The sequence below is a fragment of the Leisingera daeponensis genome (assembly GCF_019801465.1).
Lineage (GTDB): Bacteria > Pseudomonadota > Alphaproteobacteria > Rhodobacterales > Rhodobacteraceae > Leisingera > Leisingera daeponensis_A.
In genome coordinates this window covers 182,855-196,156 of sequence record NZ_JAHVJA010000009.1, presented here as the reverse complement: position 1 = coordinate 196,156, position 13,302 = coordinate 182,855, and the positions used below count along the sequence as shown (strand labels likewise).

Sequence of the window (13,302 nt, the reverse complement as noted above, 5' to 3'; positions counted from 1 at the left end):
GTTGCGCCGGGAATAGCCGACCAGCCCTTCGACGGAACCCTTGTCGTTGCCCTTGCCAGGACGCCCGTAGCGGTCCCGGATCACGTAGTGGGACAGCATCTCGCTGAACAGCCGCGCGCGCCTGCGGGTTGCGGTGGTATCGCGCCTGCGGCACGAAACCTGAACGTCTCCGCTGCGGCGGTCTCATCGGCGCTGGACAAACTCGAAGCGGTCACTGGCCTGACCTTGTTTGACCGTTTTCCCGCGCGGGGTATGCGGCTGACCCGTGCGGGGGCGGAGTTCCTTACCGATGCGGAAGCTCTGCTGACGCGGGCGAAGGCCCTGGACCGGCATGCCGCCGACCTGGCCAAGGGGGAAGCCGGCACGATCCGGATCGGGACGCATTATGCCATTGCCCAGCGGATTGTGCTGCCTGCGGTTCTGACGTTCCGCGACAGCTACCCCCGCGTTCGTATCGAAGTCGTGGAAGATGATTTTCCAAGCCTGGTTGCAGCACTTGATGCGGGGGAGGCCGATGCGCTTGTTGTTTTCAATCAGGGCTTAGATGACACGCGCTTCGATGTCGAAAGCCTGAAGGCGCTGCCGCCCTTGGTTTTGCTGTCTGCGTCGCACCCTTTGGCAAAGGCAGACAGCGTGCAGCTTGAGGACCTGTCCGGCCTTCCCTACATTTCCGTGTCGCGGGCTGGTCCCGGCCCCAGCTATCTTGACTTGTTGCGGGCTGCCGGTCTTGACCCGGAGGTGCCGCTGACCTCGCAATCCCGCGAAATGGTTCAAGCTTATGTGGGAAAGGGGTTGGGGTATACGCTTGTTGGCTTCCCGCCTGGCGGGAACCTGACGATTGAAGGCGATACTGTGGTCACGCGCCCGCTCACGCAGGAGATTGGCCGCTTCGAGGTTGCCATTGCCCTGGCAAGAGCGGTGCGGCGTACAGATCTGGTATCAGCTTTCCTGGATATGTGCCGGACCCAGGTTTGAACAACTGTGTCGCGCAGAGCGCACCTGCATTTTTTGGTCCGCAGCAGACTTCCCCGCTGCGATCTTTGTCATAGTGCGCGAGGAGCAGTTGCGCCGAGAGAACAATAGCAGCGAACTGCATGGGGTCGATTCAGGCTGAGTGCAGAATTGGGCGTTTTCAGGAGCGAATTTGCGGCCCAACTGAAAGGTCGCATGAAGCTCGGACCAGATATGGGGTGAGCTCCAAGCCAATCATGCGCTAACAATCAAACTGAACCACTCTGCTGGGGCTGTTCAGGGTAGTGCATCACAAACCCGCAACCTCTCGTCATGAGCGAGGGACCAGCGGTGGGTAGGTCACGAGGTGTCCGGTCGTAATGGGGGCCAGTTCACATTCACAGCAATACAACCTCGCTGTCTGCTGGCATAGCCACGACAGTTTCATACTTTTCCTCAATCAATTCACGCTTGATCTTCATCGTCGGCGTCAAGAACTCGTTTTCCACAGTCCATTCATCTGGCACGACGATGATCCGGCCCAACTGCTCGTGCCTCCCAAGCTGGGCATTGACCCTGTCCAGAGATTGGCTCAACGATTGCCGAATTTCATGCTCCGGGACTGCATCAGTGGTTTCTTGTGACAGGACAGTGATGGCAACGGGCTGAGGTAAGCCGCTGCCGACCACGCAGACCTGTTCTACATGCTGGTCCTCGAACAACAGGCTTTCAATTGGCACGGGTGCAACGTATTTCCCTTTGGCCGTCTTGAAGATGTCTTTCACGCGCCCGGTGATCCGAAGGTAGCCTGGATCGGTTCATCGCGCGCTGTGAGGAACTGGCCGGGAAGTACGCTGCAATCCTGCGCGAATACGCTGCGGAAGGGCACATGTTCCAATAGGAGCGTTGGCGGGTACAGCTCAAATTTCCTTGGCCACTGCTGTGGCCAAGGAACCACTGGCGCGGGAAACCGCCCAAGTTGCTCAAATTGCGACGGCGCCAGCTAAAACCAGTGAATCCTCAGGTTCCACGTCTGGATGCCGGACGGTGACAACCAACTTGATGTGGTCGAGCAAAAGCTGAACTGCACGCAAGCTGCCAATCTTGCAGTAGGTTATCGAACAACCCCGAACATCGCGCGCGAAAGAACCTAAGCATAGGGCCCGATTTTCTGCCACCGCCCCCTCCCATCTTCCTTAGCGGACGATCCTTTTCACCGCCGAGAATCCGGAAGAAGCACGAGTTTTCCACAGCCCTGTTTGCTCGGGCACTCCAAATTTTCAAACCGGAGCCCTATTCTGTTTCCGTCACCTAGAACGAGCAGGGCAGGATCTGCAGCCGCGTTTGCGCGTGCTGAGAAGCTGTGCCCCCAGCACAGGAGAAACTTATGCCAGCCCCGAGGAACCACACTATTAAAGTTCGTCTGACAGACGCCGAACATCAGCAGCTTGAACAGATCATGCGACAGGGATCCTACCAAACTAAGGCCGGCTGTTTGCGGTCACGGGCTTTGGAGACGCAATCCAACGGCGACACTCTAGCAGAGGAAATCGGAAAACTAGGACTCGAAGTAAACTGTCTCAAAGGCCGGGTTCCAAGCTCCAAAATCTCCCAACTTGCAAAGGCTGTTTTCCGACTTGCAGAGGCGGCAGAGCAGCGCAAGGAGTCGCACTGATGCGAGCGATCGTGAAGCACCACAGATCCGCAGAAGTAGTGGAACACTACATCTTCCGGGACAGGGCGGAGTTGATCGGCGGCACAATTCCCAGTCTGCCCAGAACGCAGTTGCGGCGAAAACTGGACCGGATGAGCGGAGGGCATGGCATCCTGCACATGACTCTATCCCTGCCGAAGGGATTGCGGGGCACGGTGCGGCAATGGCTCCGCATTATCATGACGGCTCTAACCGGGATTGGCCTGCCGCCATATGCGACACCTTGGATCTCCGCGCGTCACACTAATACAGAGTGCGATCACGTTCATATTGCCATTATAAGTCGCAGCTTCACCGGGCGGATTCTGAGACCCCGTCTGTCCCGCCTGAATTCTGACCGTGCTCACCAGAACCTCGCACAACACCTCGGCTTGGTGTCGCCCGTCTATTTTGATCCCAGTGTTCCTCGCCTGGTTCCGCCTGCTCCGCGGCGAAGACTGACAAGCAATCTTCACCGTCAGCTCATCTCTGACCTTCAAGCCGTCTTCCAGCGCCATCAACCCCGTTCCATAAAGGAGCTTGGTTCCGCGATGCGCAATGCTTCTGGCGGTTTTCGATTGACCGTCACACGGAACAACTACGGCGTTGAAAGCTATCTGTGAACAAATCCAAAGGGGGCGCTGTGGAGCGGCTGCCTCGGGCTCGCATGGGAGCCTCGCCATCTGCGCACCCGAATACAGTTTGCCCGTAGCCTGCAAGAGGCGCGTCAGCGCCTGGAGGCTGCACGATTTGTCAGAATCCTCAAACGGCACCGCAACATGCTTAAGGAAATTTTCGATGACCGGAACACTCCAGCCGCTGCAACTCCCGGCAGCGGAGCAAATCCTTTTGGAGCAGATGAAACAGAACCAGGGTCTGATCCTGGATCTGCACCCTCTGCTGGACTTGCTGCAAGAACCCGAACGGGAGGACCTCAGCCTAACAAAAGCGCTCCTCACAACTATTCAGCAAGTTCTGGAAAGCCAGAACCTGTGCTTGCGGCAGCTGAACAGCAACCAGAAGATGCTGGAAGAAACAGACCGCAAGATCGACCGCATACTGAGAGTTTTGAACTTGCCGCTGGAGTGACTTTGGGCGAATTGCTGAAGCATTTACTAGCTACACTCAAACCTCGACCGAAAACATGGCGTCTCTCATCTGTAAAAGGGGAACTTCCGCTGCGCATCACCTTTCCGGACGGCAGCAGCGCAGATGTTGGGACCTGCGTTGCTCGTGTTGCTTGCCCAGGCAATCAGGCATCAGAGTTTTGTGCCGACTTTCAGCCGCTCGGTAATCTTGAACCAAAGCAGCCGGAGCCTATTGACCAGGAAAAGTTGTCACCATTTTGACCGTGGCGCTGACATTGGTCTTATGATGGGGTGGAACCGTCTAACCAATCACGTTCAGTGGAAACCGGAAGTCTTTGATCCGGTACAAATCTTTGTTGTTCAGCCTGGCAGCGGGAACTACCCCGCTGCTGCGGCGTCAGTAACATGACATAGCCCTCCCCAGATTGATTGCAGAAAGAGTGCCCGCAACAGGTCATGCGGGCGCTCCGGGGGTATTGTGTGCCGTTACTCAGCCGGTAACGGATCCTCATCATCTACTGTCGATGCGACTCCTGCCGCGTTCCGGCGGCTATCGTTGATGATCGCCTTGATCAGAGCAAAGCCCATCAGCACCATTGCAAAGCTGAACGGCAACGCAGCGATGACCATCGCGGTTTGAATGGCTTTCAGGCCACCGACAACGAGCAGGGCGCCAACGACCAATGCCAGCACAATACCCCAAAAGATGATATGGGGGCGCGCCTTTGGACCATCGTCACCGGCCGCGTTGATGGTGTTGATGATCAACACAGCCGAGTCCGCGGATGTCACCAGATAGGTCAGCAGCAATACGACGACGATAACCGAGAAAACCCAGGTCAGCCCGTCGCTGAGCAGGACCGCAAGCGTGGCATAGAGCTGATCGGAAATCCCAACGCCCAGGATCGCGTTTTCGGCCGTGCCGCTCAGTTCCAGATCAATGGCCGTTCCGCCGATAAAGGCAAACCAGATAAAGCACATGATCGACGGAATGATCATCGCGCCAAGAATGAATTCACGCACTGTTCTACCGCGTGAAATCCGGGCCAGGAACAGGCCGACAAACGGCGTCACGGCAATCCACCAGGCCCAATAGAACACGGTCCAGCCGCCTTGCCATCCGGCCAGAGCCGCACCCTTCTCGGTGCCATCATCAGACCACACGGTGAAACTGATTTCCGGCAGCGCGAGCAGGTAATCCCAGATGCCGACGAAAAACACTTCGAGAGCGAACATCGTGGATCCGAAGATCAGGAAAAACGCCAGCAGGAAAAAGCTCAGCCCCATATTCAGGTTCGACAGCCATTTGATTCCGCGACCGACACCGGACAGGGCCGACAGCGTAGATGCGCCGACAATGACCAGAAGGGCGAACAAGATCGCAGCGAAAGAGGCTTTCTGGCCGCCGTTTCCGTCGGTCACCAGCAGCCAGTCACCGACGCCAATACGTGCCAGGCCGGCCACGAATTGTTCCACACCAAACCCAAGCGTCTGCGCAATGCCCAAAACAATGGCGACCACCGACACGATGTCGACCAAATGCCCCAGCGGCCCCGAAAGCGACTTGCCAAACAGCGGGATCAATGCAGTTCGCACCGTCAGCGGCAGATTGCGGCGGTAGGAAAAATAGGCAAAGGCCAGCCCGGCAATTGCATATGCGCCCCAGGCCGACAGCCCCCAATGCGCGAAGGACCAGATATAGGCCGAGCGCACGGCTTCTGCCGAGGTGCCGACAACTTCGCCCATGATCACGTTGGGGTTGTTCTGGAAATGGTAAATCGGTTCAGCGGTCGCAAACGTCAGCATCCCGATCCCGATACCCGCGCTGAACATCATGGAAAACCATGAGAAATTCGAGAATTCCGGCTTTTCACCGTCTAGTCCCAACCGCAAGCGGCCGGAGACCGGCAGAAGCGCCATCACCAGGCAAAGGATGAGGAAGAAGGCTACTGCATAGATGTACCAGTAGTTAAACACTCCGAGAATGAGCGTGTTGAGGGATCCCAGCGCTGATGAAGCGCTCTCGGGAAAGGCTACGGCCCATACGATCAGCGCCGTGACGAGCAGCTTGGCGCTAACGGCCACGTTTTTCGAAAACCCGGCGTAAAAGCCGCTCTCCGAAACTGGAATGTCCAATTCTCCTAAAGGTGGTTTCATACTTTCCTCCCTGGTTTGTGAAAACTGTTCCGCCAGCAGAGTGTGTTTGGGGTTTGCTGGCGGGATTTGCGCATTGCAAATTCTGACTGGGTTGCTCAGCCCATCAGGCGCGCGTCGAGCGGATAGGTTGAGATCGTCTCGAACCCGCTGCCGGTCACCACGCCCTGATCCTCCAGCTTGACCATGTGGTCCCCGCCTACTTCGCCCACCAGCGCCTCGACACACAGCGTCAGGCCGGGCTCGAGAACGGCGTCGAAGGCACCTTCCACCAGACGGTCGGGATAGGCGATCAGAGGCCACTCATCGCACATCCCCACCCCGTGCATCGGCGAGGAGTATTTGAGCGCCTGATACTTGTCCTGCAGCACATGCAATGAGCGGGTCAGGTCCTCCATGTGGAGGCCAGGCTGCAGGAGCGCCGTGTTGTAGCGGATGTGTTCGACGGCCTCGGCATAGCTCTCGCGCATATGGATCGGCGCCAGGTCGTCGCCGATCCACCATGTGCGGCTGAGGTCAGCGCAGATGCCGTAAGGTCCGATCAGATCAGTATCGAAAGCGAGGATCTCATTCTCGGAGATGACCCGAGGCCCGCATTCCTGGAACCAGGGGTTTGTGCGCGGCCCCGAGGTGAGCAGCCGTGTTTCGATCCATTCGCCGCCACGTTTGATGTTTTCGGCATGCAGCACGGCCCAGACGTCGTCTTCGGTCACCCCGCCGTTCGGAATCTCGGTGCGCGCAAAGTCTTCCATTGCGGCCATGGCGCGTTCGCAGGAATGGATGGCGCAGCGCATGGCGCGCAGTTCGTGCTCGGTCTTGATTCCCCGCGTGCGTTCGGTGACTTCCTCGCCGTCGCGATACTCCAGCCCCGCGCGGCGGATCGCGTCCAATCCGGCAGGCTGGATCTTGTCGATGCCGATCTGAGTATGGCCCGGTGCGTGGGTGGCAAGCAGGTCCGCCACCTCGGCGGCGAAGGCGTCGGCCGCCGGGCCGATTCGGTCGCCGCGTGCGAAATAGAACATGTCCGCGCCGGATCGGCTCTCGCGGACAAGCGGATTATACTCGGCCAGAAACGGCGCGTTCTTATAGTCCCAGATAACCATGTAACCGTCGGCGCAGAGCAGGCAGGCTCGGAACGGGTTGTGGGTGTTCCACAATTGCATGTTCGTCGTGTCGGTTGCGTAGCGGATGTTCAAAGGGTCGAACATCAGAAGGCCGCCATAGCCGCGCGCGGCGATGGCGTCGGTCAGGCGCTTATGCCGGGCTTTGCGCATCTCGGCCAGGTCGGGCAGTTCCAGACCCGCCTCGCGCCATTCGGCATGGGCGAGCGCGGTTGGTCCGATCTCGACCCGGTTGCCGTCATTTTCCGTCCCGTCGCCAAGGCGTGCGCCCTGGCTTGGGTCGATCTTCCGGTGATCCCTGTAATGCGAGTTCATTCTGTGCATCCCTTTCAGAAGATGGCTGGCATGCGAAAACATGCCCGCGTGCCTGAGGCACACGGGCAGTGGATCAAGCCACGTTTGCCGCCTGATCCGCGTATTGGCCGATGTCTGAATTCGGGATGCTCAGGTCGTGCTTTTCCGGTGTCTGATCCGCATATTTGCCGATCGCTGCACGCGGGGTGCGCGGGGTGCGCTTTTCCGCGGTGTAATCGTTGATCAGGTCACAGGGCGTGTAATTGCGTTCGATCTCGTGCAGATCTTCTGCATCCAGCTCCGTATCAAGCGCAGCAAAGGCCGTATCGAGCTGCTCAACACTGTCCGCACCGACCAGCATCGACGAAATCTCTGGCTTGCGCAGAACCCAGGCTTGCGCCACCTGCGAGGAAGTGATGCCTTTGGCCTCGGCCACACGCTGCACGGAACAGGCGATGTCATAGGACGTCTTGTCATTATACATCTGCGCGGTAAAGAAGTCGGTCTTGTTGCGGGTCGAGTTGGGATCATTGGCCAGGGTGCCCCGCGCCAGCGGGCTGAAGGACGACACACCAATCCCCTGATCCATGCAGTAGGGGATCATTTCGCGCTCTTCTTCACGGTAGGCGCAATTCAGCTGAAGCTGCATGTTGACCGGCTTGGTCCAGCCATTTTTTTCGCAGACATTCAGGATCTTGGCGAATTGCCATGTGTACATGGTCGACACGCCGATATACCGCGCCTTGCCGCTGCGCACGACGTCGTTCAGCGCTTCCATGGTTTCTTCGACCGGGGTTTCGGTATCGAAGTAGTGCAGCATGTAGATATCGATGTAGTCCATCTTCAAACGCTGCAGCGAGCCATTGATGGCATCGAGGATATGCTTGCGCGACGTCCCATAAGAGTTCACGTCCTGACCGATCTGGTAGCCCAGTTTGGTTGTCAGGATCAGCTCATCCCGGCGCGCCAGGCGGCGCAGGATATTGCCCACCACAGCTTCGCCTTCGCCCGCCGAGTAAAAGTCCGCCAGATCGACAAAGTTGATCCCGTTGTCCAGTGCGTGGCCGATCAGCGGCTCGCTTTCGGCTTCGTCAAAGATCCACGGCTTCCAATCCTTGGAACCCATGTTCATTGTTCCAAGGCACAGCCGAGAGACGCGCAGGCCCGAATTGCCAAGGCGTGTGTATTTCATTCTACAGTCTTTCCTAGTGAATGAATTGATGGTGGAGAGGTCGGAGAAGGATCACCCGTAGGCGATCCAGATCCCTTTGGTTTTGGTGTAGGAGCTGAGCGAGTGGATGGCCATTTCCTTGCCCCAGCCGCTTTCCTTGAAACCGCCGAACGGGCTGGACAGGCCGTAGCAGCCATAGCGGTTCACAAAGATCATGCCCGCATCCAGGCGGTCCGCCATCTGGTGCGCGACATTGATGTTGCCGGTGTAGACGCCGGCGGCCAGACCATAGGTGGTGTCATTGGCCAGCTTCAGCGCGTCTTCGGCGGTGTCGAACGGTGTGCAGGACAGAACCGGCCCGAAGATTTCCTCCTGGGCGATGCGCGCGGAGCCCGGCACATTCGCGAAGATCGTCGGACGGATGAACAGGCCGTTGGCATTGTCACCCTGCTGATCCGCATAGCCGCCGGCCACCAGTTCAGCTTCGCCCTTGCCGATCTCGATGTAGTCCATGATCCGCTTGAACTGCGCCGGGTTGCACTGCGGGCCTTGCTGCGCATCCGGCGAGAGCGGGTCGCCACAGCGCACCGCCTCGGCCTTCTCGATCAGGCGGCTCATGACATAGTCATAGCTGCCCTTCTGGATCAGGAAGCGGGTCGGCTCGGAGCATTTCTCGCCCTTGTGCGAGAACATGACAGTAAAGGCGCGGTCGATTGCAGCATCCAGATCCGGCGTGTCGTCAAAGAAGATGCACGGCGACTTGCCGCCCAGCTCCAGCGTCACCGCCTTGAGGTTCGACTGGCCAGAGTTCTGCACGATCTGGCGGCCAACGTTGGTGCTGCCGGTGAAGGACACCTTGTGGACGTCGCGGCTGACCGTCAGGTGGTTGGCCACCGGCCCGTCACAGACCAGCAGGTTCAGCAGCCCGGCGGGCAGGTCCAGCTCGCGGTCGATCAGCTCGAACAGGAATTGCGTGGCCAGCGGCGTGTATTCGGAGGGCTTCATCACCACCGTGTTGCCCATGGCCAGCGCCGGGGCGATCTTCAGGCTGGCCTGATAGAGCGGGAAGTTCCACGGCGCGATCAGGGCGCAGACGCCCACCGGCTCCTTGTTGGTGAAGTTCAGGAAGCCGTCTTCGACCGGGGAGACCTCACCGTAGAACTTGTCGGTCCAGCCTGCGTAGTATTCGAAGATCTCGGCGCAGGTCGGGATATCGTCCACCATGGCTTCGGAGAGCAGTTTGCCATTCGGCAGGCTTTCCAGAATGGCCAGTTTCTGTGTGTTCTCGCGGATCAGCCGGGCGATGGCATTGAGCACATCGGCGCGTTGTTTGCGGGTGGTCTTGCGGCTCCAGACATCGCTTTGGTGGCAGCGGTGGGCGGCGGCGGCGGCGGCATCCGCCTGGGCCGCATCGGCCAGCGCAATGGTGCTCAGCGTTTCGCCTGTGGCGGGATTTTTCACGTCCCAGGTCTGACCTGCACCGGCCACCCACTGGCCGTTGATATACTGTTTCTTGTCCTCTTTCAGCCAGGCCCTGGCCCAGCTCAGATCTGCATCGAGTGTCATTGTACTTCCTCTATTCCGGAAAGTGCTGCGCGCACGATGGACACATCGCCCGCGGCCTGTTTCGCCACAGCCGAGGCACGGCTGTAGCCAAATTTGCGTTTTAGCTGCATGAGGCTCGGCCCCAGCCCTTGCGCATTCTCGGTGTTGCGCTGGGTGTTCAATTCCAGCCCCTGCACACAGTTGCGGCGCAGCGAGGACACCCCGCTCTGCAACAGGGCAATCATGTCTAGCAGGGCGATCACGACCAGCATCTGCCACGGGTTGTAATCCAGTTCCCCGTGGTCCTGGGTCATGCGCACCGTCGCCGCGCGGCCACAGGCCATCATGGCGCATTGCATGGTGAATTCGGGGATCGTCGGATTGATCTTGCCCGGAATGGCCGATGAGCCGGGCTGCTTTACCGGCAGGCGGATTTCGCCAAAGCCTGCATTCGGCCCTGACGCCATCAGCCGCAGATCCCCGCCAAACCGGATAAGCGTCCGGGCGATCTGTTCCAGCGACGACGCCAGGTTTTGCAACGGATCATGAGCTTGCGACGCAGCAAACAGATTGTCGGTGCGGCGCAGATCATGGGCCAGGCCTGCCTGTTCCAGAACCGTGTTCAACTGATGGATGACCTGATTGAAGAAATCCGGGTCACAATCATCAGACCGCCCGATGATATTGCCGCCCAGGTTCACTGCCGCTAGGTCGCTGGCGTCTGCGCCAGCGCGCTCCGTCAGCTTGAGCAGATTATGCGCAACCCCGCCGAAATAGTCCCCGGCGCGAATGTCAACCGCATCCTGCAGGCAGGTGCGTGCCAGTTTGGGCTGGTCCCCCATTTGGGCCGCGCTCTGACCGAGGTCATTTACCAGTCCCAGCAGCTCGGTTTCCAGCCCCGCCCAGGCGGCACGGGCCGCGATGTGGCAGGCGGTGGACAGACAGTCGCTGGTGGAATGGTTGAGGTTGATGTGATCATTTGGATGCAGCGGTGCGTTGCTGCCAAAGGACTCGCCAAATTGGAGATTGGCGAGATTGGCCAGCACTTCGTTGACGTTCATGTTGATGCCGATTCCGCCACCCCCATGAAATGAATGTATGGGGAAATCCGTCTCCAGAGATTGGGTCAACAGATGGTCAATGGCCGCGCTGATCGCTTCGCCCGTGCCATTGGGCATGGCCCCGATGGCCACGTTGGTGCGCGCGGCGGCGCGTTTGACATGCAGCACCGCCTCGATCAACTGCGGATAGGCGGATAGCTTCTGCGCTCCAAATATGGGAAAGAGCCCTGCAGTCCGCTGCGTTTGTGCGCCAAAACAGGCATTGGCAGGTACATTTACCGAGCCAAGAGTATCCTGCTCTGTCCTTAAGTAATCCACGGGCCCCACGCCTCCCTCGTGTCGAGCTGCCATGGCGTGTCTTTGGTGAACTTCAGGGATTCAGGCAAATGACAAAAAGGAATAGGCATTCCTTTTTGTAATGACCTCGGCGCGAGAACCAACTAAGCTGCCTAGCACTCTCCCACAGCGGCTTGCGCATCGATCCCATGAACACTTTTCCCAGTCTCACCTCGCTCCGGGCCTTTTCGGTTGTTGGCAACTGCCTGAGCGTCACCGGCGCGGCCAGGCAGCTTGGCGTCACTCAGAGCGCTGTCAGCAGGCAGGTAAAAGCGTTGGAGGATGCTTTGGATCTCAAGCTTTTCGACCGCGTCGGAAATAGCATTTCATTGACGGACGAAGGCCGGGTCCTCCATCAGCGGGTTTTCGAGACTTTCGGCCTTCTGGAAAACGCCGTAGGCGAAGCCACCGGGTCCCTTCAACGGCACAAAATCAACCTGCTGGCGCCACCCACCTTGGCGTCCCGTTGGCTGACACGGCGCCTGTCATCCTATCCACAACGGTTTCCGGGTGTTGAATTGGCCGTCCACACCGAGCCATGGCCTGATATCCGCATGGATTGCGTCGTTCAATTTGGCGCACATCCCACCGCAGGATCCGAACATGTGCAGCTGCTGGTGGAACAGCACATTGCCGTCTGTTCGCCGACACTTTTTGAGGACCGTGAGGCCATGCGCGCCAGCTGCCTTTTGCATGTCTTTGACAAAGGTGTGCGCTTTCCTTTGTGGGAGGACTGGCTGGCACTTGAGTCGGACAACCCGGATATTCCCAGCGGGACATCCATGGAATTTGCAACGCTTGAACTTGCCATTCAGGCAGCCAAAAATTCGGTCGGCGTCGCCGTGGTCGACCGCAATATGATTGAATATGAACTCAACGCAGGCAGCCTTGTCCAGATTTCTCCAACAACTGTGGTTGGGCCAAACGGATACTGGCTTGAGATTTCAGAAGAGCAACAAGCCAAAACCCGCTCGGTGCAGTTCTTTCGATGGCTCAGAGGCGTGGCGGGCCTAACGGCGGGTGCGTTTTAAAGCAAGACTAAGATACCGCGCACCAAACTCGGTGAGTTTCGATTTATCAACATGCCTCAAAGTACCAGATCTCGAATGACTAGCAACTGAATTTCCCAAGCAGCATCGCTTAGGTGTCGAGCGTTGGTTCCAAAATAATCCGGTCGATCATTACACCGGCAGGTTGCTCCAGAGCAAAGCAGATAGAGCGTGCCACATCGTCCGGCGTCAGCCCGGTCGGGTAGCTGTCGACAAACGCATCCGCCGCAGCCTGATCACCCTTGTAGCGCTTTAGCTGGAACCCAGTCAGCACAACGCCCGGGTCGATCTGGGTGACGCGGATCAAGGTGTCGGCCATGTCCATACGCAGCGATTGTGTGAAACCATCCACGGCGAATTTGCTGGCGCAGTAGACGGCGGACTTCGGATAGGGCGAGAATGAACTGATGGACCCGATATTGACGATATGGCCCCGGTTTCGGGCAATCATCCCCGGCACGATATGCGAGGTCATGCGGATCAGACCGGTGACGTTGGTGTCGATGACATCGTCGCTCGCGGCCCGGTCGAGATCCTGAAAGACCTGCCAGCCGCCGGCATCATGGCCGGCATTGTTAATCAGGATGTCGATGTCACGCCAAGGTGCGGGTAACCCGGCCAGTGCGGCCGTGACGCCGACCTCGTCGCGCACGTCTAGTTCGATCATCAGGCCGCTGTCGCCCAGCTCCGCCGCCAGCCCTTCTAATCGGTCGCGGCTGCGTCCGGTGCCGATCACGCGCGCCCCGCGTTCGGCCAAGTGCCGCGCGGTGGCGGCACCGATGCCGCTGCTGGCGCCGGTGATCAGTGCAACGCTGCCGGATGCCAAAATCCCGCTCATG

The 13,302-nt window shown here is 58.7% G+C and carries 12 protein-coding genes; 5 read left to right on the top strand and 7 right to left on the bottom strand.

What is annotated here, in order from left to right:
* Positions 1 to 87 precede the first annotated feature (87 nt).
* Positions 88 to 975: a LysR family transcriptional regulator gene (locus KUV26_RS17985; RefSeq protein ID WP_222509406.1), complete on the top strand. Its 888-nt coding sequence runs from the start codon at positions 88 to 90 to the stop codon at positions 973 to 975.
* A gap of 374 nt (positions 976 to 1,349) precedes the next feature.
* Here KUV26_RS17985 and KUV26_RS17980 read toward each other — a convergent pair whose 3' ends face one another.
* Complete coding sequence (locus KUV26_RS17980; protein WP_222509405.1) at positions 1,350 to 1,736, bottom strand: hypothetical protein; 387 nt, start codon at positions 1,734 to 1,736, stop codon at positions 1,350 to 1,352.
* A gap of 889 nt (positions 1,737 to 2,625) precedes the next feature.
* Between KUV26_RS17980 and KUV26_RS17975 the strand changes: the two genes are divergently transcribed.
* The 3 genes from KUV26_RS17975 to KUV26_RS17965 all read left to right on the top strand — a co-directional run bounded on the left by KUV26_RS17975 (position 2,626) and on the right by KUV26_RS17965 (position 3,993).
* Positions 2,626 to 3,267, top strand: coding sequence for a relaxase/mobilization nuclease domain-containing protein (locus tag KUV26_RS17975; RefSeq protein ID WP_222509404.1), 642 nt, complete (start codon positions 2,626 to 2,628; stop codon positions 3,265 to 3,267).
* 175 nt (positions 3,268 to 3,442) lie between these two features.
* Positions 3,443 to 3,733 carry a hypothetical protein gene (locus tag KUV26_RS17970; RefSeq protein WP_222509403.1) on the top strand — a complete coding sequence of 97 codons (291 nt, stop codon included), beginning with the start codon at positions 3,443 to 3,445 and terminating at the stop codon, positions 3,731 to 3,733.
* On the top strand, positions 3,730 to 3,993 hold the full coding sequence (locus KUV26_RS17965) for a hypothetical protein (RefSeq protein WP_222509402.1): 264 nt from the start codon (positions 3,730 to 3,732) through the stop codon (positions 3,991 to 3,993). Before KUV26_RS17970 ends, KUV26_RS17965 begins: the two co-directional genes overlap by 4 nt.
* 225 nt (positions 3,994 to 4,218) lie before the next feature.
* Here KUV26_RS17965 and KUV26_RS17960 read toward each other — a convergent pair whose 3' ends face one another.
* From KUV26_RS17960 to KUV26_RS17940, 5 genes are all read right to left on the bottom strand, one after another.
* Positions 4,219 to 5,889 (bottom strand): BCCT family transporter, encoded by a 1,671-nt coding sequence (locus KUV26_RS17960; RefSeq protein WP_222509401.1) that lies wholly within the window; start codon positions 5,887 to 5,889, stop codon positions 4,219 to 4,221.
* 95 nt (positions 5,890 to 5,984) lie between these two features.
* Positions 5,985 to 7,322: a dimethylsulfonioproprionate lyase DddP gene (gene dddP, locus KUV26_RS17955; RefSeq protein WP_222509400.1), complete on the bottom strand. Its 1,338-nt coding sequence runs from the start codon at positions 7,320 to 7,322 to the stop codon at positions 5,985 to 5,987.
* A 73-nt stretch (positions 7,323 to 7,395) separates the two neighbouring features.
* Positions 7,396 to 8,493 (bottom strand): aldo/keto reductase, encoded by a 1,098-nt coding sequence (locus tag KUV26_RS17950; protein ID WP_222509399.1) that lies wholly within the window; start codon positions 8,491 to 8,493, stop codon positions 7,396 to 7,398.
* Positions 8,494 to 8,544: 51 nt separating this feature from the next.
* Positions 8,545 to 10,038 carry an aldehyde dehydrogenase family protein gene (locus KUV26_RS17945; protein ID WP_222509398.1) on the bottom strand — a complete coding sequence of 498 codons (1,494 nt, stop codon included), beginning with the start codon at positions 10,036 to 10,038 and terminating at the stop codon, positions 8,545 to 8,547.
* Entirely contained in the window at positions 10,035 to 11,429 is a 1,395-nt protein-coding gene (locus KUV26_RS17940) for a lyase family protein (RefSeq protein ID WP_222509397.1), read from the bottom strand. Before KUV26_RS17940 ends, KUV26_RS17945 begins: the two co-directional genes overlap by 4 nt.
* Positions 11,430 to 11,563: 134 nt before the next feature.
* Between KUV26_RS17940 and KUV26_RS17935 the strand changes: the two genes are divergently transcribed.
* A complete protein-coding gene (locus KUV26_RS17935) occupies positions 11,564 to 12,445 on the top strand; it encodes a LysR family transcriptional regulator (RefSeq protein ID WP_222509396.1) in 882 nt (293 codons plus the stop codon).
* A gap of 109 nt (positions 12,446 to 12,554) precedes the next feature.
* On the opposite strand, the gene KUV26_RS17930 is transcribed toward KUV26_RS17935, so the two are convergent.
* Positions 12,555 to 13,301, bottom strand: a complete 747-nt coding sequence (locus KUV26_RS17930) for an SDR family oxidoreductase (protein WP_222509395.1) — start codon at positions 13,299 to 13,301, stop codon at positions 12,555 to 12,557.
* Between the last annotated feature and the right edge of the window lies 1 nt (position 13,302).

Coding starts and splice junctions, on each gene's coding strand:
- KUV26_RS17975 (WP_222509404.1), top strand. CDS start 2,626: ATGCGAGCGATCGTGAAGCACCACAGATCCGCAGAAGTAGTGGAACAC.
- KUV26_RS17970 (WP_222509403.1), top strand. CDS start 3,443: ATGACCGGAACACTCCAGCCGCTGCAACTCCCGGCAGCGGAGCAAATC.
- KUV26_RS17960 (WP_222509401.1), bottom strand. CDS start 5,889: ATGAAACCACCTTTAGGAGAATTGGACATTCCAGTTTCGGAGAGCGGC.
- dddP (WP_222509400.1), bottom strand. CDS start 7,322: ATGAACTCGCATTACAGGGATCACCGGAAGATCGACCCAAGCCAGGGC.
- KUV26_RS17950 (WP_222509399.1), bottom strand. CDS start 8,493: ATGAAATACACACGCCTTGGCAATTCGGGCCTGCGCGTCTCTCGGCTG.
- KUV26_RS17945 (WP_222509398.1), bottom strand. CDS start 10,038: ATGACACTCGATGCAGATCTGAGCTGGGCCAGGGCCTGGCTGAAAGAG.
- KUV26_RS17940 (WP_222509397.1), bottom strand. CDS start 11,429: ATGGCAGCTCGACACGAGGGAGGCGTGGGGCCCGTGGATTACTTAAGG.
- KUV26_RS17935 (WP_222509396.1), top strand. CDS start 11,564: ATGAACACTTTTCCCAGTCTCACCTCGCTCCGGGCCTTTTCGGTTGTT.
- KUV26_RS17930 (WP_222509395.1), bottom strand. CDS start 13,301: ATGAGCGGGATTTTGGCATCCGGCAGCGTTGCACTGATCACCGGCGCC.